The 23,801-nt window shown below is 64.8% G+C and carries 23 protein-coding genes and 1 riboswitch; of the genes, 14 read left to right on the forward strand and 9 right to left on the reverse strand.

The genetic code is table 11. The annotated features are described in order from the left end of the window. Nucleotides 1–115: 115 nt before the first annotated feature. A complete protein-coding gene (locus CH294_RS21520) occupies nucleotides 116–1,912 on the forward strand; it encodes an acyl-CoA dehydrogenase (RefSeq protein ID WP_032403484.1) in 1,797 nt (598 codons plus the stop codon). Nucleotides 1,913–1,939: 27 nt separating this feature from the next. Beyond that, complete coding sequence (locus tag CH294_RS21525) at nucleotides 1,940–2,701, forward strand: glucose 1-dehydrogenase (protein WP_032403483.1); 762 nt, start codon at nucleotides 1,940–1,942, stop codon at nucleotides 2,699–2,701. A 3-nt stretch (nucleotides 2,702–2,704) separates the two neighbouring features. Here the strand turns inward: CH294_RS21525 and CH294_RS21530 are convergent, their stop codons facing one another. The 3 genes from CH294_RS21530 to CH294_RS27565 all read right to left on the reverse strand — a co-directional run bounded on the left by CH294_RS21530 (nucleotide 2,705) and on the right by CH294_RS27565 (nucleotide 4,488). Next, nucleotides 2,705–3,967 carry a cupin domain-containing protein gene (locus CH294_RS21530; RefSeq protein ID WP_249305434.1) on the reverse strand — a complete coding sequence of 421 codons (1,263 nt, stop codon included), beginning with the start codon at nucleotides 3,965–3,967 and terminating at the stop codon, nucleotides 2,705–2,707. Next, complete coding sequence (locus CH294_RS21535; RefSeq protein WP_094739164.1) at nucleotides 3,964–4,221, reverse strand: BatC protein; 258 nt, start codon at nucleotides 4,219–4,221, stop codon at nucleotides 3,964–3,966. Before CH294_RS21535 ends, CH294_RS21530 begins: the two co-directional genes overlap by 4 nt. Before the next feature lie 102 nt (nucleotides 4,222–4,323). Then, on the reverse strand, nucleotides 4,324–4,488 hold the full coding sequence (locus CH294_RS27565) for a hypothetical protein (protein ID WP_165430220.1): 165 nt from the start codon (nucleotides 4,486–4,488) through the stop codon (nucleotides 4,324–4,326). A gap of 44 nt (nucleotides 4,489–4,532) precedes the next feature. On the opposite strand from CH294_RS27565, the gene idi reads away from it, so the two are divergent. From idi to gcvP, 12 genes are all read left to right on the forward strand, one after another. Continuing rightward, complete coding sequence (gene idi / locus CH294_RS21540; protein ID WP_032403482.1) at nucleotides 4,533–5,156, forward strand: isopentenyl-diphosphate Delta-isomerase; 624 nt, start codon at nucleotides 4,533–4,535, stop codon at nucleotides 5,154–5,156. 10 nt (nucleotides 5,157–5,166) lie between these two features. Further along, nucleotides 5,167–5,802: a CoA pyrophosphatase gene (locus CH294_RS21545; RefSeq protein ID WP_094739052.1), complete on the forward strand. Its 636-nt coding sequence runs from the start codon at nucleotides 5,167–5,169 to the stop codon at nucleotides 5,800–5,802. 59 nt (nucleotides 5,803–5,861) lie between these two features. Next, nucleotides 5,862–6,464 (forward strand): CDP-alcohol phosphatidyltransferase family protein, encoded by a 603-nt coding sequence (locus tag CH294_RS21550; RefSeq protein ID WP_032403481.1) that lies wholly within the window; start codon nucleotides 5,862–5,864, stop codon nucleotides 6,462–6,464. An 86-nt stretch (nucleotides 6,465–6,550) separates the two neighbouring features. Beyond that, nucleotides 6,551–7,357, forward strand: coding sequence for a DUF881 domain-containing protein (locus tag CH294_RS21555; protein WP_249305436.1), 807 nt, complete (start codon nucleotides 6,551–6,553; stop codon nucleotides 7,355–7,357). A gap of 80 nt (nucleotides 7,358–7,437) precedes the next feature. After that, a complete protein-coding gene (locus CH294_RS21560) occupies nucleotides 7,438–7,797 on the forward strand; it encodes a small basic family protein (protein ID WP_032378517.1) in 360 nt (119 codons plus the stop codon). Between the two features lie 3 nt (nucleotides 7,798–7,800). Further along, entirely contained in the window at nucleotides 7,801–8,550 is a 750-nt protein-coding gene (locus CH294_RS21565; RefSeq protein ID WP_032403479.1) for a DUF881 domain-containing protein, read from the forward strand. 40 nt (nucleotides 8,551–8,590) lie between these two features. Further along, entirely contained in the window at nucleotides 8,591–8,995 is a 405-nt protein-coding gene (gcvH, locus tag CH294_RS21570; protein ID WP_032377956.1) for a glycine cleavage system protein GcvH, read from the forward strand. Between the two features lie 212 nt (nucleotides 8,996–9,207). After that, on the forward strand, nucleotides 9,208–9,705 hold the full coding sequence (locus CH294_RS21575; protein ID WP_032377955.1) for an FHA domain-containing protein: 498 nt from the start codon (nucleotides 9,208–9,210) through the stop codon (nucleotides 9,703–9,705). Further along, the gene (locus CH294_RS21580; RefSeq protein WP_032377954.1) at nucleotides 9,702–10,439 is read left to right on the forward strand and encodes a MerR family transcriptional regulator; all 738 of its coding nucleotides are present in this window, start codon (nucleotides 9,702–9,704) and stop codon (nucleotides 10,437–10,439) included. The genes CH294_RS21575 and CH294_RS21580 overlap by 4 nt, the downstream gene beginning before the upstream one ends. Nucleotides 10,440–10,536: 97 nt before the next feature. Further along, nucleotides 10,537–11,010: a bifunctional nuclease family protein gene (locus CH294_RS21585; protein WP_032377953.1), complete on the forward strand. Its 474-nt coding sequence runs from the start codon at nucleotides 10,537–10,539 to the stop codon at nucleotides 11,008–11,010. Nucleotides 11,011–11,422: 412 nt separating this feature from the next. After that, a complete protein-coding gene (locus tag CH294_RS21590; RefSeq protein ID WP_157226114.1) occupies nucleotides 11,423–11,962 on the forward strand; it encodes a MerR family transcriptional regulator in 540 nt (179 codons plus the stop codon). A gap of 11 nt (nucleotides 11,963–11,973) precedes the next feature. Beyond that, nucleotides 11,974–12,071, forward strand: a riboswitch (glycine riboswitch). Between the two features lie 194 nt (nucleotides 12,072–12,265). Beyond that, nucleotides 12,266–15,118 (forward strand): aminomethyl-transferring glycine dehydrogenase, encoded by a 2,853-nt coding sequence (gene gcvP / locus CH294_RS21595; RefSeq protein WP_094739053.1) that lies wholly within the window; start codon nucleotides 12,266–12,268, stop codon nucleotides 15,116–15,118. 60 nt (nucleotides 15,119–15,178) lie between these two features. Here the strand turns inward: gcvP and CH294_RS21600 are convergent, their stop codons facing one another. The 6 genes from CH294_RS21600 to CH294_RS21625 form a co-directional block, all read right to left on the reverse strand. Further along, complete coding sequence (locus CH294_RS21600) at nucleotides 15,179–16,318, reverse strand: metallophosphoesterase (RefSeq protein ID WP_094739054.1); 1,140 nt, start codon at nucleotides 16,316–16,318, stop codon at nucleotides 15,179–15,181. A 3-nt stretch (nucleotides 16,319–16,321) separates the two neighbouring features. After that, complete coding sequence (locus tag CH294_RS21605) at nucleotides 16,322–17,986, reverse strand: substrate-binding domain-containing protein (protein ID WP_249305438.1); 1,665 nt, start codon at nucleotides 17,984–17,986, stop codon at nucleotides 16,322–16,324. A 67-nt stretch (nucleotides 17,987–18,053) separates the two neighbouring features. Further along, a complete protein-coding gene (locus tag CH294_RS21610) occupies nucleotides 18,054–20,228 on the reverse strand; it encodes a malate synthase G (RefSeq protein ID WP_094739167.1) in 2,175 nt (724 codons plus the stop codon). A 64-nt stretch (nucleotides 20,229–20,292) separates the two neighbouring features. Further along, nucleotides 20,293–21,207 (reverse strand): 3-methyladenine DNA glycosylase, encoded by a 915-nt coding sequence (locus CH294_RS21615; protein WP_094739055.1) that lies wholly within the window; start codon nucleotides 21,205–21,207, stop codon nucleotides 20,293–20,295. Then, a complete protein-coding gene (locus CH294_RS21620) occupies nucleotides 21,208–22,338 on the reverse strand; it encodes a hemolysin family protein (protein WP_032403473.1) in 1,131 nt (376 codons plus the stop codon). Then, on the reverse strand, nucleotides 22,331–23,710 hold the full coding sequence (locus CH294_RS21625; protein ID WP_037150354.1) for a hemolysin family protein: 1,380 nt from the start codon (nucleotides 23,708–23,710) through the stop codon (nucleotides 22,331–22,333). The genes CH294_RS21620 and CH294_RS21625 overlap by 8 nt, the downstream gene beginning before the upstream one ends. Between the last annotated feature and the right edge of the window lie 91 nt (nucleotides 23,711–23,801).

Genomic DNA, 23,801 nt, shown 5'->3' on the forward strand with positions numbered 1-23,801 from the left:
CGTGGGTACTCGGTGAGCGCCGGAGAACGCGACTTGTATGGTGAGTCCACAGTCATGTGCGTCACAGTGCCCATCCATCGTGCGCGCGTGTCACCCCTCGCGATCGGAGAAGTGAATGTCGGACGTCCTTTCGCGCCGCGACCTGGATTTTCTGTTGTACGAGTGGTTGGACGTGGCCGGCCTGACCACTCGTCCCCGCTTCGCCGAACACTCGCGCGAGACCTTCGACGCAGTACTCGACCTCAGCGCAGATATCGCCCGTAAGCACTTCGCGCCGCACAACAAGAAGGCCGACACTCACGAACCGACCATGAATCCGGACGGCTCGGTGAAGCTGATCCCCGAGGTCAAGGAAGCGCTCGACGTGTATGCCTCGGCAGGTCTGATCGCCGGGCAGTTCGACGAGTCGATCGGCGGGATGCAACTGCCCGCGACCGTCTCTCGGGCCGCGATGGCGTTCTTCCAGGCTGCCAATGCGGGGACCTCCTCGTACCCGTTCCTCACGATGGCCAACGCCAATTTGATCGCGGCGTACGGCACGCCGGATCAGGTGCGTGACTACGTGCGGCCCATGCTCGACGGTCGGTGGTTCGGAACCATGTGTCTGTCGGAGCCGCAGGCCGGGTCATCGCTGGCGGACATCACGACCAAAGCGGTACCGCAGGACGACGGCAGCTTTCGTATCACCGGTACCAAGATGTGGATCTCCGGCGGCGATCACGAACTGACCGAGAACATCGTCCACCTGGTGCTCGCGAAGACACCGGGAGGCCCTCCCGGCGTCAAGGGGATCTCGCTGTTCATCGTGCCCAAGTTCCTCCCGAACGAGGACGGCGGTATCGGCGAGCGAAACGACATCGTGTTGACCGGCCTCAACCACAAGATGGGAAACCGCGGGACCACCAATACCCTCCTGGCGTTCGGCGACGGAACCCATTCCCCCGCAGGGAAACCCGGGGCAGTCGGGTTTCTGGTCGCCGAGGAGAACCGCGGACTGTCCTACATGTTCCACATGATGAACGAGGCCCGTATCGGTGTCGGTTTCCTGGCCATCGCGCTCGGGTACGTCGGCTACCTGAAATCGGTGGAATACGCGAAGACGCGCACCCAGGGGCGACCGCTCGGCGCGAAGGATCCAGCAGCTCCTCCCGTCGCACTGATCGAACACGCCGATGTTCGCCGAATGTTGTTGGCCCAGAAGTCCTATGTCGAAGGTGCGCTCGCGCTCGGACTTTACTGCTCACGTCTGGTGGACCTCCAGGACTCGGCGTCCGACGACGCCGAAGCGGCGCGCTCGACTCTCTTGCTCGACGTCCTGACTCCCATCGCCAAGAGCTGGCCGTCACAGTGGTGCCTCGAGGCCAACAGTTTGGCCATCCAGGTGCACGGCGGCTACGGATACACACGCGACTACGACGTCGAACAGCACTACCGTGACAACCGGCTCAATCCGATTCACGAAGGCACGCACGGTATCCAGGGGTTGGACCTGCTGGGGCGCAAGGTCGTGATGCAGGGCGGCGCGGGGTTGGCACTGCTCGGCGAACAGATCTCGGAGACGGTCGCGCGGGCAGACGCTGCCGGCGGTCACGCGGCCACCTTCGGTGCGGAACTGCAGATCCAATTCGCGAGAATCGTCGAGGTCACCGCGGCAGTGTGGGGGACCGGTGACGCAGCTCTGGCCTTGGCGAACTCCACTGCCTACCTCGAAGCCATGGGGCACATCGTCATTGCCTGGATGTGGCTCGAACAGCTGCTGGCCGTCGGCGCGAAGTCCGGAGACTTCTACGACGGGAAGCGTTCTGCAGCGCAGTACTTCTACGTCTACGAGTTGCCGAAGGTGAAGGCTCAGCTCGACCTGCTGGCGCGACTGGACCGCACCACCCTCGATATCTCACCCGCCTGGTTCTGACCACGCCCTACAAGGAGATTCACGTACATGTCGATCTTGGACAAATTCCGCCTCGACGGTCGAGTAGTCATCGTCACCGGCGCATCCTCCGGTCTGGGTGTTGCGTTCGCGAAAGCAGCTGCCGAGGCCGGGGCGGACGTCGTGCTCGCCGCACGCCGCGTGGACAAGTTGGCGCAGACCGCACGACTGATCGACAGTGTCGGAGGACGTTCGATCTCCGTCGCAACCGATGTGGTCGATCCCGACCAGTGCACCGCGATGGTCGAGGCCGCAGTGGCAGAGTTCGGCAAGGTGGACGTGCTGATCAACAACGCTGGAGTCGGCACAGCCTTCCCGGCGACCCGCGAGACTCCCGAGCAGTTTCGCTCGGTGATCGACATCAACCTGAACGGGTCCTACTGGGCAGCCCAGGCGTGCGGACGAGTAATGGCACCCGGCAGTTCGATCGTGAACATCTCCAGCGTGCTCGGGCTGACCACTGCGGGCCTACCGCAGGCTGCGTACAGCGCAAGCAAGGCCGCCATCGTCGGGCTCACCCGCGACCTCGCGCAGCAGTGGGGAGCGCGAAAGGGGATCAGGGTCAACGCGATTGCGCCGGGCTTCTTCCAGAGCGAGATGACCGACTCCTACCAGCCCGGGTACCTCGATTCGATGGCTCCTCGAATGATCCTGGGCCGCAAGGGTGACCCCGAGGAACTGGCCGCTACCGCGATCTGGCTCGCCTCCGACGCCGGGGGATACGTGACGGGTCAGACCATCGCGGTCGACGGTGGAGTCACGATCACCTGACGGCTACGGTGCTGCCGTCACTGCAATTCCCTCGCGGATGAGTCTGCGCGCAACCACCAGCGCATCGTCGAGGTCGAGGCCCGGCATCGAATCGAGGCGGCACGAAGCGCCCTTCGTCAGGGTCTCGATCGCGTCGGCGCACTGAGACGGCAGCGTGACCGTTTTGTTCCGAAGCACCATCGAGACGCCGTCCTTCGTGTGCGCGATCCGCGCGAAGATGCCGGGCCGCAATCGAATCGAGTCCTCGCCCCGCAGCGCGCCCATCGCGGCGACGCTCGCCAGTGGGCGCACCGGTTCCGGTCGGACGAGGTCGTCGTGACGATCTGCGACGCGTTCGGCTAGTCGACGTACCGCGTCGGGGTCTCGGTCGATCTTGTCCAGCGCGGCGCGCATGGCGTCCACAACTCGGTGCACATGCGGAACGAGGGACTCCGGGTCGGAGTGGTCCAGGCCGGCGGGGAGGGGAGCACGCAGACTCTCGACGTCGCCGAGCGACTTCAGTACATGGTGGGCGAGGTCGTAGTCGTTGTACGACGCGACGCCGATGGTCAGGTGCACGGTGGTGTCGCCGAGCGCTTGCGCCGAGTGGATCCACCCGCGCGGCAGGTAGAGCACATCGCCGGGCTCGAGGACGATGTCCAGTTCCGGAGTGTTCGATGCGTGGTCCTCGACGGCCGACCGTCGGTCCGACCACGGTTGATTGTTGAGTGGATGCACGTGCACCGGCGAGTGAATGCTCCACCGCTTGGTCCCTGCGATCTGCACGACGAACACGTCGTGCACGTCGTAGTGCGGTGAAAAGCCTTGCGACGCAGCCGGTGTGACATACGAATTCACCTGGACTGGATGGCCCAGCTCGCGAACGAGGTCATCGACGAAATGAATCAGTGGGGGCCACAGTCTATGCAGGCCCTGAAGTACCAGCGTATTTCCGGCCGCGAAGGCTGCCAGCACCGCTGCGGAGTCGACCTGGTCCGTCACCTCGGCACCGAAACCGCCGGACGACGTGAACTGCGACTTGTCCAGCAGCCGGCCGTCTTTGGCCATTCGCACGAACGGAGTGCGTACTCCGCGTTCGGAGATCAGCTCGTCGACCGCATCGAGCGTCATCAGATCGTCGAACGAGTCCGAGAGATCAACGGATCTGGTCAGCTTGGGAGCAACGCCCCAGAACCGATCCGAGAACGTCCCGAGGTCGATACCGGTGAGACGACGGAGCGCGGACCGGTGATCCGATCCGCGCTCGCCGCTCAGCGCAGTGCTCAAGCGCTGCCGTCCGCACCGCCGTCGTGCCCGTTGGGGTTGGATCCGCCGTCGGCCGGGCCTTCGCCTGCTCCGGCGGGGCCGTCTGCTCCGCCGTCATGGCCGTCGGGGTTCGATCCGCCGTCGGCCGGGCCTTCGCCTGCTCCGGCGGGGCCGTCTGCTCCACCGTCGTGACCGCCCGGGTTGGATCCGCCGTCAGCAGGCCCTTCGCCTGCGGCTCCGCCCGTGGTGGTGATGTCGTCGTCGTTGATGCTCATCGAGATCCTTCCGGTCGTGGAGGTTCGTGTGCCCGCGCGGCGCGAGAACATCGGGGGTATTGACGCGAACCAAGTTTTTCAAACAGCAGTGATGTGGAAATTTCAGTCGGAGTCCTCGGCGATCTCGGGCGCATTCTCACGTGTCGCCATCCCGCCGCCGCCCCCGCCGTCCACGGGTCCGGGTCGCCCACCCTTCGGCGAATCCGACGTGGTCGATTCCTTGTTGTCGGTCGGTGTCTCGTCGCCGGCGTTCTCTGTGCGTCCCATGGTTCGACAGTAGACCGGGAATTCGACCGTGGGACCATGGAACGATGGATCGATCACCGGCGCAGCACGTGGTGCTGCTCGACGACGAAGGCCGCGCCGTCGGCACACAGGACAAGACGACCGTGCACACGCTGCAGACGCCGCTGCATCTGGCGTTCTCCAGCTATGTGGTCGGATCGGACGGTGCGGTACTGCTCACGCGGCGAGCGTCGAGCAAGACGACCTGGCCCGGCGTGCTGACCAACACGTGTTGTGGTCACCCTGCCCCCGGAGAAGACCTCGCCGATGCGGTGCTGCGCCGGATCGGCGAAGAGTTGGGGCTCCGCGCAAGCTCGGCCGAACTGGTTCTCCCGCACTTTCGATACCGGGCCGTCATGGACAACGGCATCGTGGAGAACGAGATCTGTCCCGTGTACCGCGTGCGGGTGGACGAGAGCGCGACGCTCGACCCCGACCCACTCGAGGTGGACGAGACCCGGTGGGTGTCGTGGTCGGAATTCTCTGCCGGCGTGCTCGACGGAACCGTCGACGTATCACCCTGGTGTCGAACACAGGTGGAACAATTGACGATTCTTGCCGACGACCCGCTCGGCTGGCCGGTTGCCGCCGACGACCTGCTTCCGCCCGCCGCCCGCCGACATCGCCCGCCGACATCGCCGGGGCTCTAGTGTTCGTGCTGTGAGTGACGATACTTCCGCGGAGTCGGCCGAGGACCTGCTCGATCGGAATTCCGTTGCGCGCGAACTCGCACGTTTCACCCACCGCACCGCCGAAGCCGACGGCCTGCGCGTCGCTGCGGTGGCCGTCGCTCTCGGCGGAGCGCCGGGGGACCGGCGCATGCTGCTGACGAAGCGGCCGAGTCGATTGCGCGCGCACCCGGGCCAATACGCCCTGCCGGGCGGCGGCGTGGATCCAGGTGAATCCGCCATGCAGGCGTGCTTACGGGAATTGCACGAGGAGTTGGGGATCAGTGCTGGGTCGGCCGACGTGCTCGGCAGGTTGGACGACTACGTCACCCGATCCGGCTACGTCATCACCCCGTTCGTCGTGTGGGTGGGTGACTACTCGTCCACGTTGCGTCCCAACGAGGACGAGGTATCCGAGGTGTTCGAGGTGACCGTCGACGAACTCGACGTCGATGCGCAGTTCGTATCGATTCCCGAATCGTCCCGCCCGGTGATTCGATGGCCGTACCGAACCGGAGCCATCCATGCTCCGACCGGCGCGATCGTCCATCAATTTCGCGAGGTGGCGATGCACGGTCGACACACCAGAGTCGCGGACTTCGAGCAGCCCGTGTTCGCGTGGCGCTAACGTGGCCGAAGACTCGGACCGAACGCACGACGAGCAGAAACGACAGGAGGTGATCGTCGGTGACGGACAACCGTGAGCTCGAGGTATCCGATCGTATTGCGACCGTTCCGAACCTGCTCAGCGCCATCCGGCTCGCCGGAGTTCCGCTGTTCCTGTATCTCCTGCTCGGCCCGGAAGCTGACGGGTGGGCACTGGTCATTCTGCTCGTCAGCGGCGGAACCGATTGGCTGGACGGCAAACTCGCTCGCATGCTCGGACAGGCATCGAAGTTGGGTGCCGTACTCGATCCGTTGGTCGACCGGCTGTACGTCGTCAGTACCCTCGTCGCCTTCGTTCTGCGCGGCATCATTCCGTGGTGGGTGGCAGCGATACTGATCGGGCGAGATGCCGTGCTGGGATTGACGATGTTCGTCTACCGACGTCGATCTCTACCTCCTCCGGACGTCATCTATCTCGGGAAGGCCGCTACCTTCGTCGTCATGATCGCGCTACCGGTGCTGCTGGTCTCCGCAGGCACCAGTTCGGTAGCCGACGCGGCAGGGCCACTCGGGTACGCCCTGCTCATCTGGGGCACCGCGCTGTACACCTGGACCGGTCTGCTGTATCTCGGTAAGGCTATCGCGGTCGCCAGGGCGGTCGATCCGACCGTGGCCGGCACCTGACGGTGGAGCCTGCGGAACGACCGGGGGCAGGAGTGGAGCCGGCGGAACGACCCGGGGCTCGGGTCAGGAGGAATCCTGTCCCGTCGTTGCTGACCTCGTTGCTGACCGACCACCTCGATCCGGGATACGCAGCCGCGGCAGCCGAACGCACAGCGCAGCACACACGTAAGCCGCGAGTACCTGCTGCCTTGTGGTTGCTGACCGGTGCTGTCGTGGTGGGTCTGATATTCGGTGTCGCTCTCTCCCAGTTGGCATCCGGTGCTGCCGCGGTCGATCGCGCAGGTGCCGATGCGTCGGCAGCCGTCCGAGCCGCCCAGGGCCGAAGCGCCGACCTGGAATCGACGAGAGACGAACTGGCCGAGCAGGTGTCGACCGAACGTGATCGAGCCCTGCAGTCCGACGCCGCGGGCAGTTCACTGCTGGACCGATTGAGTGCGGTCGAATCTGCGGCGGGTATCGACACGGTCTCGGGTCCGGGACTGTCCGTGGTCGTCACGGAGCCCACGGGTGCGAGCGGTTCGTCGGCTCGCACGGGTTCGGGCGCTGCGGTGCTCGATCGAGATATCGCCGCAATTGTCAACTCGCTGTGGGCCAGCGGTGCCGAGGCGGTGTCCGTGGACGGCGTTCGAGTCGGCCCGAACGTGACCATCAGGCAGGCCGGAGGGGCCATGTTGCTGGACAACCGCCCGATCGACTCGCCCTATGACATTCACGCGATCGGACCCCCGCAACGTATCCAAGTCCAATTCGTCGTCAGCGACGCGTATCTCCGAATGAGCACTGTTGCGCAGTTGTACGGCGTCGGGTTCTCGGTGCGCCCTGCCGATGATCTCGAACTCGGTCCAGCCGCTGTGAGAGAGTCGTTCGAGGCAGAGGAGGCAGGCCCACGATGATGGAGCACGACCCGACGAAGGCCGTACCGGTCGAGCAGGACGGAGAGGCAACAGGCGCCGACACAACCGTGGACACCCCGATCACCACCACTCACGGGGCATACGCCGTGGCCGCTCTCGCTGCCCTGATCGCTGGAGTGGTCATCGGCACGGTTGCCGGACCGCAGGTGCCTGCAGTCGTCGCGCCCTATCTGCCGATCGCCGTCGTCGCTGCGATCGATGCGGTATTCGGTGGTCTGCGTGCGTTTCTCGACGGAATCTTCGACGCCAAGGTATTCGTCGTCTCGTTCGTCTTCAACGTCCTCGTCGCCGCCCTGATCGTGTGGCTCGGTGATCAGCTCGGTGTGGGAACCCAGCTGTCCACTGCCATCGTCGTCGTTCTGGGAATTCGTATCTTCGGCAATGCGGCGGCTCTGCGTCGCCGTCTGTTCGGTGCGTAGGAGATGACGGCACGAACCGGGCGGCACGGCTGGCGCGCCCGTGCCCTCGATACAGATCGACGCAGGCGCGGAACGGCGTTCGGCATTCTTGCGCTCGCCCTGTTGTGCGTTCTCGGAATCGGTATCGCCACGCAGGTGCGAGAGACGAGTACCTCCGACAATCTGGAGAATTCCCGGCCGGAGGATCTGTTGGTCGTGTTGGACACCCTCACCCGGCGCGAGGCGTCGATTCGCGACGAGATCAGCACACTGCAGGCCACGTTGGCGACTCTGCGCCAGTCCGGCTCGGGATCGGAGGCGGCAGTGGCAGAGGCGCAGGAACGATTGTCCGCGTTGTCGATTCAAGTCGGTACGGTTGCGGCCCAGGGCCCGGGCGTGACCGTGGTCGTCGACGACCCGAATTCGGGCGTCGGGTCCGAGGTGTTGCTCGACGCCATGCAGGAGTTGCGTGCCGCCGGTGCCGAGGCACTCCAGATCGAGGGTGGCGGTAGTGCCGTCCGCATCGGCGTCGATTCGTGGATCGCGGGGCCCGCCGGTCGGGTGGTGGTCGACGGCCGCGAACTGCGAGCCCCGTACACGTTCACGGCAATCGGAGACTCGCCCACGCTGGCGTCGGCGCTGAACATCCCCGGGGGCGTGGTGGACACCGTCACTCGCAACGGGGCGTCCTCGAACATCACGCAGTCGGACCAGGTCACGGTCTCCGCCTTGCGGGATCCGCGCCCGCGTCAATACGCTCAGCCGGGTAACTGACTGCCCGACCGCCCGGGCCACGATCGAAGGGAATGCCGCGTTGAGCGACATCGACACACCAGCTGATCTGTACTACACGCCCGAGCACGAGTGGGTGCAGCGCACGGGCCCGGCGGCAGTGCGAATCGGTATCACCGATTTCGCGCAGTCTCAGCTGGGGGACGTGGTGTTCGTTCAGCTTCCGGCTGTCGGCGACACCGTCACCGCGGGTGAGTCTCTCGGAGAAGTCGAGTCGACCAAGAGTGTGTCCGACGTGTTCAGCCCGCTGACCGCGAAAGTGATTGGTGTGAACCAGGATTTGGACGGCGAACCGGAGAAGGTGAATTCGGGACCGTACACCGGGGGCTGGCTGATCGATCTGGAGGTTTCGTCGCCGGAGGAGTTGGACGCGGCACTGGCGCAGATGCTCGACGCTGCCGGATATGCTCTCATCACGGCCGAGTGATCGGCCGGCTGTCGACACCTGCCAACCGGCCACACGGTCCACACTGCGCAGGGTACGGTCGACACCGAGCGAATACCCTGTCGGGGCGAAGGTCCAGCAAGCTGTACAGGCGTAAATAGAACCAGGCGCAACGCAATACCAGATGTGAAGACCATGTACTGCGTTACCCGCGGCGTTTACTGCCCGGGTGAACGGACTGAGAAGGAGTAACGGTGAGCCAGAACGACAACGACAGCAACTACGGGGAGTCGCCGGCGGAGACCACCTCGGTCTTCCGCGCAGATTTCCTCCAGGAGCTGGACAACTCCGCGGCCGCCCAGAGCACCGAAGCTCCGGTCTCGGGCGTCGAGGGGCTGCCTGTCGGTGCCGCTCTGCTCGTCGTCAAGCGCGGCCCCAATGCCGGATCGCGGTTTCTGCTCGACCAGCCGACCACCTCCGCCGGACGGCATCCCGACAGCGACATCTTCCTGGACGACGTCACCGTCAGTCGTCGGCATGCCGAGTTCCGGCAGGACGAGGACGACTTCCAGGTCGTCGACGTCGGCAGCCTCAACGGCACCTACGTCAATCGGGAGCCGGTCGACTCCGCAGTTCTGGCCAACGGCGACGAGGTGCAGATCGGTAAGTTCCGGTTGGTGTTCCTGACCGGACCGCGGGGCGGCAACGGATCTCAGGTCGGCGACGCGTCTGCGGGTGCAGGAAGCCAGTGACCGCCGTCGGGCAGCAGTCCAACGGGGGGATGTCGATTGGCTCCGTCCTCGATCGACTTCGGCCCGACTTTCCGGATGTGACGATCTCGAAGATCAGATTTCTCGAAGCCGAGGGTCTGATCTCTCCGGAACGTACGCCGTCGGGATACCGACGGTTTTCCATTGCAGACTGCGAACGGCTCCGATTCGTTCTGACCGCCCAGCGTGACCAGTACCTGCCGCTCAAGGTGATCAAGGAGCAACTCGAAGCTATCGATCACGGTGTTGCGACTGTCGAGCGAGCCGACGCATCGGTCAAACGGCCGCGGTCTCTGACGCTCGCCGCGGGCGAGGTATCGCCCGAGGAGTTCTTGCCGGACCGAGAGGTGCGGATCAGCAAAGCAGATCTTCTGGCGCAGGCCGGTATCGACGATGCGTTCCTGACCGAGTTGCTGCGGAGCGGGTTGATCACTCCCGGGCAGGCCGGTTTCTACGACGACGGAGCCGTGACGCTTGCACGCACGGCACACGCGATGTTGCAGTTCGGTCTCGAAGTGCGTCATCTCCGTGCCTTCAAACTCGCGGCGGACCGCGAGGCCGGTCTGGTTGCACAGATTGCCGGACCGGTCGCCAAGGGCCGCGACGCCGGTGCGCGTGATCGCGCGGAAGAAATGATTCGAGAGCTCGCGGCGTTGTCGTTGACGTTGCACACCTGTTTGGTCAAAGCGGCGGTGCGCGGTGCACTCGACCGGTAACGCTCGCTCGCGTCGGTTCGACTTCCAATAGACTCGGCTGCGACGAGCTGAACGAACGAAGTGCAGCCCGGATTTCTCGAGGTGAGAGGCAGACACGATGAGTGAGATGCGTGTGGTCGGTATTCGTGTCGAACAGCCGCAGAATCAGCCCGTGCTGCTGCTGCGAGAGGCCGATGGTGACCGGTACCTGCCGATCTGGATCGGTCAAACCGAGGCTGCTGCAATAGCTTTGGAGCAACAAGGTGTCCAGCCTGCCCGACCGCTCACCCACGATCTCGTCAAGAACCTGATCTCGGCATTGGGTCGCGAGCTCAAGGAAGTGCGGATCGTGGACCTTCAGGAGGGCACCTTCTACGCCGATCTCGTGTTCGACAAAGATGTCCGAGTTTCTGCTCGTCCATCGGATTCCGTCGCCATTGCACTGCGAGCCGGGGTGCCGATCTTTGCCGAGGAACCTGTGTTGGCCGAGGCCGGCCTGATCATGCCCGACGAGCGTGAGGACGAGGTCGAGAAGTTCAAGGAGTTCCTCGAATCGGTGTCGCCGGACGACTTCAAAGCCACCGACGGGTAACAGAAGAGTCTCAACCTCAACTTTAGGTTCAGGTTTACGGCGCGTTGCGTTGAATCTGCGCGGTTGCCCCCATAACGTTCGTGCCAGTGAAGTTCATCGCCGCCGCTGGTCGGATTCGGTGCAGTTTCGCGCCTCTCGCAGACCTGGCGAGGCGTACTCTGGCCTGGTACACGGTATGACTTCACGCGAGTACACCGAGGCGTTCAGGTGCCCCGGACGGATCGCAGTACTGACTCGATCCGAACGCAGTGAGACATCCGAGAGGGAGCAGTCAGTGGGAGATCAGCCGCAGCAGCATCACGGCAGTCGAGAGTCCGAAGCCGCAGGCCGGACCGAGGACGCGTCCGTCTCCGATGCTCGGGTCGACACCCCCGACCAGGCGTCGAACGGCCGGGTCGACACACCTCAGGACATTCAGCCGGGATTGTTCCCCGATGATTCGGTGCCGGACGAGCTGGTGGGTTACCGAGTGCCCAGTGCCTGCCAGATCGCCGGCATCACCTACCGTCAGCTCGACTACTGGGCCCGCACCGGGTTGGTCGTCCCGTCCATTCGCGGCGCAGCAGGCTCAGGCAGTCAGCGGCTGTACTCGTTCAAGGACATGCTGGTTCTCAAGATCGTCAAGCGGCTGCTCGATACCGGTATCTCGTTGCAGAACATCCGCGTCGCCGTCGATCACCTACGCCAGCGCGGGGTGGGCGACCTCGCCAACATCACCCTGTTCTCGGACGGCACGACCGTGTACGAGTGCACGTCCGCCGAAGAGGTGGTCGACCTACTGCAGGGCGGTCAGGGCGTGTTCGGTATCGCCGTGAACGGCGCGATGCGCGAGCTCACCGGCACCATCGCCGACTTCCCGGCCGAACGAGCCGATGGCGGTGAAAGCCAGCCGAGTCCCGAAGACGAGCTGGCCTCACGCCGCAAGAATCGCGCGAGCCGCAAGACCGGCTAGACTTTCCTCGTCGCGCCCGTGCGGGAGAGTTCCGAGGCAGCCAGTCTCGGACGCCGAAGGAGCAATACCTCCCCGTCAATCTCTCAGGCACACGGACCGTGTGGGCTTCGACAACTCTGGAAAGTGGTGGGAGTACCCACCCGCCCAAGGGGAAAGGTGCCGGCGCAGTCGACATGACGCGCCGTGTCCGACCGAATCTCTCAGGCGCACGCGTCAGCGGGCACACGACAGAGGGGGAGGAGCGGCCGGCGCGTATGCCTCGGTCGTCCGACGCCTCGTCTTTCCGGCACCTGGGAGAACATCGTGACCGACCGAACTGCCTCGTCCGCACACACTTTCGTCGATCGACACATCGGGCCCGACGCGACCGAACTGGTTCGCATCCTCCACACCATCGGCGTCGACAACCTGGACGAGCTGGCCCGTAAAGCAGTGCCGTCCTCGATCCTCGACACCGTTGTCGACGGCGTGCCCGACGGATTGGCGACGCTCCCGCCGGCTCTGAGTGAGCACGAGGTACTGGCTGCGTTGGCCGACCTCGCCGGGCAGAATACCGTCGCGACGTCCATGATCGGCCTGGGTTACTACGACACACTCACTCCACCGGTGCTGACCCGAGGGATCTTGGAGAACCCGGCCTGGTACACCGCGTACACGCCGTACCAACCCGAAATCAGCCAGGGTCGGCTCGAGGCGTTGCTGAACTTCCAGACCATGGTCTCCGATCTCACGGGCATGGATGTGGCCAATGCGTCGATGCTCGACGAGTCCACTGCCGCAGCCGAATCCATGACTCTGATGCGACGCGCGAACAGAGCGTCGAAGTCGCCTCGGCTGCTCGTCGATTCCGACATCTTCCCGCAGACGGCCGCCGTTCTCGCCACTCGTGCAGAGCCGCTGGGCATCGAGGTGGTGTACGCCGATCTGGCCGACGGCCTGCCGGACGGAGAGTTCTTCGGGGTGTTGACCCAGCTACCCGGTGCGTCCGGCCGACTGGTCGACCACACGGCCACCATCGAGGCCGCACACCAGCGGGATGCGTTGGTTGCCGTCGGCGTGGACCTGCTGGCGGCCACCGTGGTGACTCCGCCCGGTGAGATCGGCGCGGACGTCTGCTTCGGCACCACCCAGAGGTTCGGGGTTCCGATGGGATACGGCGGGCCGCACGCCGGGTACCTGGCGGTGCGTTCCGGTCATTCCCGTCAGCTCCCCGGACGACTCGTCGGGGTTTCGCTCGACGCGGACGGCCACCGGGCCTACCGATTGGCGCTGCAGACCCGTGAGCAACACATCCGCCGCGAGAAGGCGACGTCGAACATCTGTACCGCTCAGGTCCTGCTGGCCATCGTTGCCGCAATGTACGCCAGTTACCACGGCGCAGACGGGTTGCGCGCCATAGCAACCCGGGTCAACATGCACGCTCGATCCCTGGCCGCCGGCCTGCAGGAGGCAGGCGTCGAGGTGGTGCACACCGACTTCTTCGATACCGTCCTCGTAGCGGTTCCCGGTCGGGCGAAGGCCGTCACCGACGATGCCAAGCAGCGCGGAATCAATGTCCGACTGGTCGATGCCGATCACGTCGCAGTCGCGTGCGACGAGGCGACGTCGTCCGACACGATCGTGAACGTGCTCGCTGCGTTCGGTGCCGAGCCCGCCGGCTCCGGTGCCGAGGCGGTGCCGGCGAACATGGCTCGCACGTCGGAGTACCTCACGCATCCGGCTTTCACTCGCTACCGCACCGAGACGGCGATGCTCCGTTACCTGCGCGCACTGTCCGACAAGGACATTGCTCTCGACCGAAGCATGATCCCGCTGGGTTCGTGCACGATGAAGTTGAACGCTACCGCGGAGATGGAATCGATCACCTGGCCGCAGTTCGCCCGCCAGCACCCCTTCGCTCCGTCTTCGGACGTGCCCGGCCTGCTGCGCGTGATCGACGACCTCGAACGGTGGCTCGTCGACATCACGGGCTACGACGCAGTGAGTCTGCAGCCGAACGCGGGAAGTCAGGGCGAGTACGCGGGGCTACTGGCCATTCGTCGATACCACCTCGCCAACGGCGACGCCGAGCGTGTCGTGTGTCTGATCCCGTCGAGCGCCCACGGCACCAACGCGGCGTCGGCCGTGATGGTGGGCATGCGTGTTGTGGTCGTTGCCTGCCGCCCGAACGGCGACGTCGATGTCGACGACCTGCGCGCCAAGATCGCCGAGCACGCCGACACGCTCGCCGCGATCATGATCACGTACCCCTCCACACATGGCGTCTACGAACACGAGATCTCCGAGATCTGCGCGGCGGTGCACGACGCGGGTGGCCAGGTGTACGTCGACGGTGCCAACCTCAACGCCCTTGTCGGACTCGCGCGCCCCGGCCGATTCGGTGGCGACGTCAGCCACCTGAACCTGCACAAGACGTTCTGCATCCCACACGGTGGCGGCGGGCCAGGAGTGGGACCCATCGGTGTTCGATCGCACCTGCAGCCCCACCTGCCGGGCCATCCGTTTGCCCCGCAGCTCGGTTCGGGACCGACGGTGTCCGGAGCCCCGTACGGCAGCGCTTCGATCCTGACGATCACATGGGCGTACATCGCGATGATGGGCGCGACGGGACTCCGGCAGGCGACGTTGACGGCGATCGCGTCGGCCAACTACATCGCTCGCCGCCTCGACGAGTACTTCCCGGTGCTCTACACCGGTGACAACGGCATGGTCGCCCACGAGTGCATTCTCGATCTGCGGGGTCTGACGAAGGACACCGGCGTCACCGTCGACGATGTGGCGAAGAGACTGGCGGACTACGGATTCCACGCGCCGACGATGAGCTTCCCGGTTCCCGGAACCCTGATGGTGGAGCCCACCGAGAGCGAGAACCTCGAGGAGATCGATGCGTTCTGCGATGCGATGATCGCAATCAGAGGCGAGATCGATCGCGTTGGATCCGGCGAATGGACCGTGAACGACAACCCGCTTCGGGGAGCGCCCCACACTGCCCAGTGTCTGGTAGCGGACTGGGATCACCCGTATTCACGGGAACTGGCGGCCTACCCTGCCGGTTACGACCGTCCGAAGGTGTGGCCGGCGGTGCGGCGCATCGACGGCGCACACGGCGACCGCAATTTGGTGTGCTCGTGCCCGCCGATCGAGGCGTTCGCCTGAGCCGAGTACAGAGCCCGCCACATCGACGTGGCGGGCTCTGTCGTATTCGCGTCGGAGGCCTCAGCCCCGCGTGAGTTCGAGCATCGCGATCTCGGGCGGGGCGGCCACCCGCACCGGTGGACCCCACGCGCCGGCACCGCGGGTGGTGTACAGCGTGGTGTTGCCGATCGTGTCCAGCCCTTCGACACTGGGCTGCTGCAGCGGCACCAGATAGCGGATCGGCCAGATCTGGCCACCGTGCGTGTGCCCGGACACCTGCATGTCGACTCCGAAGTCCGATGCCTCCAACGCCTGCTTCGGCTGATGTGCCATCAGTAGTACGAATCTATCGGGATCGATCCCGTCCAATGCCGCAGCGAGATCGGGTTCGTACGGAGCCGGTGCGGTGGCGTCGTTGATGCCGGCGATATCGATTGCAGCGTCGCCACGAGTGATCGTCGTGCGTTCGTTTCGCAGTACGTCGATGCCGAGCGTGGACCAGAAGTCGAGCCATTCGCCGCCGTCGCCCGCGTAGAACTCGTGATTGCCGCTGACGGCGAACACTCCCAGCGGCGCTTCGAGGTCGCGTAGCGGCTCGAGATCTTCTCCCACCAGAGCAACCGTGCCGTCGATGAGATCGCCGTCGAGCAGCACGACATCGGGATTCTGGGCGTTGACCGAATCGACGACCTTACGCACGAAGTCCGCACCGCGGGACGGCCCGGCATGGATGTCGGACACCAATGCCACTCGTACTCCGTCGAATTCGGCCGGTAGCCTGCCCATCTCGACAGCAGTGTTCGTCACGCGCGGAGTCGCAGCCTCGACGAGTCCGTACCCCACTGCGGCAATGCTGACGAGCGCAGTGATCGCCGAGCCGACCCTCGACACCCGTAACCGCGCAGCGGCCGAATCGCGGCGCATCACCGCGAAGACAACTCGAACGACGGTGCAGACGAGCCCGACGAGCACCGTTCCGAGGAACAGGTACAGCACGACGGCGAGCCAGGTGAGGCCGACGAACGCCGGAGCACGAGCCCAGGACGGATCGAACACGACACCGCTGCCGAACCCGATCAGCGCGCACAGCCACAGAAGTAGCAACACCACATCCGCCGGCCGCTTCAGCCGAGTCGGTGCTCCGGTGACGGACAGGAACCGCCAATGGAGAAAGAGGGTGACGAGTAGCAGGAAGACGCCGACAAAAAGTACGCGAGACATGTTCTAGTACAGCAACTTTCCGAGTCGATCGATGAGGTCTGGTGAATCCGATGTCGACACTGCTTCCACAGTTCCGCCGGTCCGGGCGGCAATGTCGTCGAACGAGGAGGCATCGGAGTTGTCTCCGATACGCACGATGTTCACCGCCACCGGACGCGCCGGATCGGCCGCGGCGGTCAGGTCGGTGAGCAGTTCCTCCGTGGACAAGGACGAGTCGTCCGGTCCGTCGGTGATCAGCACGACGGAATTGACGCGGCCGGGAACGTAGCCGGCCACGGCGTCGAGATATGCGACCAGTACGGACGCATACGTGAACGATCCGGTTGCCGGCGTCAACGCGGCTGCGGTGGAATCGAGTGCAGCGCGTCTGGGGGTGGTTCCGACCGGAACCGTCATCGGCCCGGTCGGAACGTCCACTCGGAAAGGCAGCGCGTTGTTCAGATTTTCGCTGAAGCTCCACAGACCAAGCTCGGTGGCGTCGGGCACACGCTCGAACTGCTCGCCCAGGGCGCGAACGGTGTTCTGCAATCTTGTCGCGCCGCCTTCTGCCGTACCCATCGACTCGGACACGTCGAGCAGAACGGTGGCGCGTCGCGGCAGGACGGGATTGCGCAGCACGGCGAGCAGTGCGTCGGCAACCGGTCCCGACGGTGGGGCGACGACCCCGGCGGACTCGACTTCGTCGACGTCGAACCCGGCATCTCGGAGTGTCTGCGCGCCGTCTGCCTGACGGACGAACTCGACGAATGTCGCAGCGGCTCGGGTGGACGTCTCGTCGCCGGTGAGGACGACGGCTGGATGATCGGCGACAGGCGTCGGACCCTGCGGTCTGACCGCGGTCAATGTCGACGAATCGGTCGACGCCAGTTGCTGTTCGGTCACCGGAACTGCATGAACAGGGGCCTGCGGGCCCGCTGCGTTCTCGAGGCCGGCCAGGGCGTCGTACGTCGTCGACGTGGACAGCGCGGCGGTGTTCGTATCGGTGAAGGCCAGCTCCGACATCGCCGAAATCAGCTCTCTCGACGAGACCTGCTCGACGGTCAGCGGCGTCGTCTCGTCGCCCCGTACGCCGGCTGCGATCGCAGCCACCGCGAGAGTTGTTGCACCGGTGTCGGAACCCGTCGGGACAGCGAGACGGAGCCCGCCCCATTCACCCAATCCGAGAGCCTGTGGGTCGCGTTGCAGCCTGACCAGGTCGGCCCAGCTCGAGCCCGCAGCGGTGACGGCGTCGGCGACGGCGGCCGGTGCCGCGAGTACCACCGGGCTCGACGCCAGCGACTGCGGAGTGCCGTCGATAGATCCGCGCGCGGTCACGGCCTCGACGTCGGCCGTGGACTGAGGTATCCACAGGCCCGGTCGGTCGCCGAGCGCACCGGCATCCCACGAGTCGATACCGGAGTTCAGAGCGGACCGCACCACGTCCGAGGACGTGGCTCGAACCTGCACTGTCACACAGTGATCCCGCACCACCGGAGCGGTGTCGTTGAACCGCTCGGCCAACTGTTCGACAGGACCGGATATGTCGGGATCGGAGGCCACAGTGAGCACCGCCGACCCCTCCACACACTGGCTCGCAGCTTCGACCCCTTGATCGGAAATCCGATCTCGCAGCTGAAACCAACCGAACACGGCCGCCACGATCAACGCGATCGCGATCACGACGATCACGGGTCCCGCGGCTATGGACCGCCCGCGCCCTGTGTTCCGATGTTCACCCACGAGCTCGACAAGTCCGTCAGGCGTTGACGGCCTTGTACTCCCGTCGGCGGCGGTGCAGGATCGGCTCGGTGTAGCCGTTGGGCTGGCTGGTGCCCTGGAAGATCAGGTCGCTGGCGGCCTGAAATGCGATGTTCGAATCGAAGTCGGGAGCCAACGGCTTGTACGTCGGATCGGATTCGTTCTGACGGTCCACCACCGGGGCCATCCGCTTCAGCGACTCGCGCACCTGATCTTCGGTGACGATGCCGTGGCGCAGCCAGTTGGCGATGAACTGGCTCGAAATGCGCAGCGTCGCACGGTCTTCCATGAGTGCGATGTCGTTGATGTCGGGAACCTTGGAGCAGCCGACGCCGTGGTCGATCCAACGCACGACGTAGCCCAGGATCGACTGCGAGTTGTTGTCGAGTTCGTTCTGCTTCTCCTCGTCGGTCCAGTCCGTGGACGGTGCGAGAGGAATTTCGAGAATATCGTCGACCGTGGCGCGCTTGGCCTGTGCGATCTCGTGCTGACGGGCGAACACATCGACCTTGTGGTAGTGCAAAGCGTGCAGGGTCGCCGCAGTGGGGGAGGGAACCCACGCCGTATTGGCACCGGCCTTGGGGTGGCCGATCTTCTGCTCGAGCATGTCGTGCATCAGATCGGGCATGGCCCACATGCCCTTACCGATCTGGGCCTTGCCTTCGAGGCCGGCAGCCAGGCCGGTGTCGACGTTGAAGTCCTCGTAGGCGGCAATCCACTTCTCGCCCTTCATCGCTCCCTTGCGGACGACAGGTCCTGCTTCCATCGAGGTATGGATCTCGTCGCCGGTGCGGTCGAGGAAGCCGGTATTGATGAACACGACCCGCTCGGAGGCGGCCTGGATGCACGCCTTGAGGTTGACCGTCGTGCGGCGTTCCTCGTCCATGATGCCGACCTTGAGCGTGTTGTCAGGCAGTCCCAGAACCTGCTCCACACGGCCGAACAGCTCCGCGGTGAAGGCGACCTCGTCCGGTCCGTGCATCTTCGGCTTCACGATGTACAGCGAACCCGTGCGCGAGTTGGACAGGACGTTGTCCGCGGTCAGCGAATGCAGACCCGCGAGCGAGGTGAACAGCGCGTCGAGAATGCCCTCGGGGACCTCGTTGCCGTCGGCGTCGAGGATCGCGTCGGAGGTCATCAGATGACCGACGTTGCGGACGAACAACAGCGAGCGTCCGTGCAGCGTCAGTTCGGAACCGTCGACCGAGGTGTAGGTGCGGTCCTTGTTCAGCGCACGAGTGAATGTCTTGCCGCCCTTGGAGACCTCTTCGGTGAGATCGCCCTTCATCAGTCCGAGCCAGTTGCGGTAACCAAGAACCTTGTCGTCGGCGTCGACTGCGGCGACCGAATCCTCGAAGTCCATGATCGTGGTGACCGCCGACTCGAGGAGCACGTCCTTGACGCCCGCTCCGTCGGTCTTGCCGATCGGGCTCTCGGGGTCGATCTGGATCTCGAAATGCAATCCGTTGTGCACGAACAGAATTGCGGTCGGCGCGTCGGGTGTGCCCTGGTATCCCAGCAGCTGTGCCGGCTCCTTCAGACCCACTGTGCTGCCATCGGCAAGCGTCACCGTCAACGAGGCGGCGTCGACGACGTAGCCGGTGGTGCCGACGTGCGAGCCGGAGCTCAACGGCAGCGCCTCGTCCAGGAAGTCACGAGCGAAGGCGATGACCTTGTCGCCGCGAACCTTGTTGTAGCTCGATCCCTTCTCGGCACCGTCTGCCTCGGGAATGGCATCGGTTCCGTAGAGGGCGTCGTAGAGCGATCCCCATCGCGCGTTGGACGCGTTGATCGCGAACCGGGCATTGAGCACCGGCACCACGAGCTGGGGACCGGCTGTGGTGGTGATCTCGGTGTCCACACCAGCCGTGGTGATCTGGAAGTCCGCCGGCTCGTCCAACAGGTAGCCGATCTCTTTCAGAAAGGCCTTGTATGCGGCGCGGTCGTAGTTCGGACCCGCATGCTCGCCGTGCCAGGCGTCGACCTTGCCCTGGATCTCGTCGCGAACGGCCAGCAGAGACTTGTTCTTGGGAGCGAGATCGGCGATCACCGACGCGGCACCGGACCAGAAGGCGTCGGAATCTACATCGGTACCCGGCAGCGCCTCCTTCTCGACGAAATCGAATAGGACCTTGGCGACCTGAAGTCCACCAGCCTGCACACGATCGGTCATGAATTCCTCACTCTTTCCGGTCTCGGACACCGAAGACGGTGTCCCCACGACAACGATGTCGATGTTACTCGGCAGTAAGTCCGTCGCCGAACTCGCCGCCGATCAGTAAATTCTGGCATCGAGCCATCAACGCCGAGCGTAGAGGTGCCGCTTCGGTGGACAGTTCCCCCTGCGCGCGCACGTACTCTGCTCGACCGGCCGCGGTCTCGATCCGAATGGGTTCGAGGTCGTAGTCGCTCAGATCGTAGGGACTTGCCCGCATATCGATCGTGCGCGCGTGCAGCGCCAGCTCGAAACAGTCCGTCAGAAACTCCGAATCGATCAACGGCCCCAGCTTGTAGCACCACTTGTACAGATCCATGGAGGCGTGAATGCACCCGGGCTGCTCGGACCCCAGGCGCGATTCCGGTGAGAGCGTCAGCGCGTTGCGCGGTGCGGCGTCGGGGGTGAAGAACCGGAAGGCGTCGTAGTGGGTGCACCGCAACGACATCGAATCGACAACAGCATCGGTTCCGTCACGGCCGAGGCGCAGTGGAACCTGCTCGTGCCGCTGGGCCGAGATTCCTCCGCGGTAGACCATCGCCCACTCGTGCAGGCCGAAGCAGCCGAGCAGGGGTGCTCGCTCGGCGGTGGCGGTCAGCAGTCCCAGGATGAATTCGATACTCGCGCGACGGCGCTCGACGAGATCGGACCGCACCCGGTAACCGACGCCCCGGTCGGTCTGTACCTGTTCGTAGGACGCGAACTCGGCATATTCGCGTGCACGTTCACCGGTCAGGACGATGCCGTGACCCGGATTCCACCGCCGTAGCTGACCGGGGCGGTGACTGTAATAAGTGAACAGGAAATCCAGCACCGGATGGGTGTTGCCACGTCCTCGGTCGGTCAGATAATCACCGACGAGGTTCTCGACCCGCGCCGTGTGCGCAGCCCGTCTGGTGGTCCACTCCGCTTCGGTCAGCGACACCGGGCCGGACATCTACGCGTTCCGCGGGGGAGTGCTCGATGAGCTCGATGCAGATTGACCCGGCCGAGGACCGGCCACCCGGTGGGTGCCGTCTCGAACGGTACCGACGAACTCCTCGACCAAGTCTTCCAGTGCGACGATCCCGACCGTGGCCCCCGTCGCGTCGTGCACGGCCCCGAGATGGCTGCTGGCGCGTCGCAATTTGGTCAGTGCATCGTCGAGCACCGTGTCGATGGAGACGACGGGCAGTGCTCGAACGTCGCTCCGTGGGATGACCGTGTCGGGTCCTGCCGATTCGTCGGCCATGTCGTCGAGAACGTCCTTGAGGTGCAGGTAGCCGACCAGCGCGCCGGCTGCGTCGCGGACCGGGTAGCGCGAGAAACCGGTCTCGATGACGGCGCGTTCGACCGAGCCCAATGTGGGTCCGAGAGTGTGATCGGGCCCGGACAACTCGATGCTGCGAACCTGGTGGGAAGGGATCAACACCTCGCCGACCGTCCGACCGGACGTCTCGAGAGCCTGCCGCAGTCTTCGGTGCTCCTCGGCGTCGATCAGTCCCTCGGACCGTGATTCGCCGATCATCTGCGACAACTCCACCGCCGAGACCGAAGAACTCAGCTCGTCCTTGGGTTCGATACGCAGCATCCGGAGTGTCAGGTTGGCGCACAGGTTGTAGAACGAGATCAGCGGCAGCGCGACCTTGATGAACACGAGGTGGATCGGCACCAGAATCATGGCGGTGCTCTCCGGGCCCGCGATCGCGATGTTCTTGGGAACCATCTCGCCGACCAGGATGTGCAGGACGACCACAAGCGTCAACGCGATGGCGAAGGCTATCGGGTGCAGGAACGACTCGGGGATTCCGACGGCGTCGAGGGGGACCTCGATCAGGTGCGCCACCGCCGGCTCGGCTACCCGGCCGAGAAGAATCGAGCAGATCGTGATGCCGAGCTGGGCAGCGGCGAGCATCTGCGACAGATTCTGACCGGCCTCGATGACACTCTGTGCGCGTTTCTTCCCCTGCGCGAGCAGCGCTTCGAGTCGATCGCGCCGAGCGGAGATCAACGCGAACTCGGCTCCGACGAAGAATGCATTTCCGGCCAGCAGGAGAACGGCGAGACCGACTCCGAACAGGTCACCCATCGATCTCTCCCTCCGATCTCATTCGAGCCACCGTTGCGGCGTCGACGGGCAACAGCAACACCCGATCTATCCGACGACCGTCCATCCGTATCACCCGTGCCACCCAGCCGCCGTCTCCGTCGAGCGGATCTTCGCTCGCCGGCGGCGGCAGGAGAACCGCGTCCCCCTCGCTCGGGATACGTGCCAACTCGGACAGAACCAGACCGCCGATGGTTTCGTACTCGCCCTCCGGGGCGGAATAGCCTGTGGCCGACGCCACTTCGTCGATACGGAGTAGGCCGGCGCAGTCCCATCCCTCGCCGGAACGCGAGACATCGAGTTCCGGCTCGTCGTGTTCGTCGCGCACGTCACCGACGATCTCCTCGATGAGGTCTTCCATCGTCACCATGCCTGCGGTACCGCCGTACTCGTCGACGACGAGCGCCACCTGCATGCCGTCGGCCCGCACCCGTTCCATCACCGCGTCGCCGTCGAGGCTCGACGGTACGACGGGGACATCGCGTGCCAGGGACTCGACCGTTGTCGTACGACGGAGCGCTCCGGCGACGGTGAACGCATGCTTGATGTGGACGACGCCGACGGTGTCGTCCAGATCGCCGTCGACCACCGGGAAGCGTGAAAAGCCGGTGCGCGCCGCAGTTTCTATCAGATCGGCCACGGTCGAGTCGGTGGCGAGCGTCTCGATCTTGACTCGTGGTGTCATCAGCTCCTCGGCTGTGCGATCGCCGAACTGCAACGACCGATCCACCAGTCGAGCCGTGTTCTCGTCGATCGAACCCTGCCGTGCCGACGTGCGCACGAGCGAACCCAGCTCCTGTGGCGACCGAGCCGATCTGAGTTCCTCGGCCGGCTCGATTCCGAGCCGTCGAACGAGCCAGTTGGCAGAGCCGTTGAGCCCGTTGATCGCCCACTTGAAGATCAGCGAGAACCCCGCCATGGCACCTGCGGTGACGCGGGCCGTCGACATCGGTTTCGCGATCGCAATGTTCTTCGGGACCAGCTCACCGAAGATCATCGAGAACGAGGTGGCCAGGATCAGTGCCACGGCAAGTGAGATGCCCGACGCGAGCGTCTCGGACGCGCCGAGCGCGTCGGCCACCGGCCGGATGAAGCCGGCCAACACCGGTTCGGCGAGATAGCCGGTGATCAGAGTTGTGATGGTGATGCCCAGTTGAGCACCGGAGAGTTGGAACGACAGAGTCTTGTGGGCGTGCAGAACCTGGCGCGAACGCATGTCGCCGTTCTCGGCTTGAGACTCGACCGCACTGCGTTCCAAGGCAGTGAGGGAGAACTCGGCCGCGACGAACAATGCGGTACCGGCCGTCAGTGCTACGAAGCCGAGAAGGCTGACGATGGTGAGAAGAGTCGCCATGTCTCAACTCCGTCCGAGCCGGGGCCGTCGAAGCTGAGACAGGAGCATCGCGCCGCCGGACTGCGCGCGGCTGCTGAAATCGGTGTCGCCG

Origin of the sequence: Rhodococcus sp. 14-2483-1-1 (assembly GCF_002259335.1) — a bacterium.
Lineage (GTDB): Bacteria > Actinomycetota > Actinomycetes > Mycobacteriales > Mycobacteriaceae > Rhodococcoides.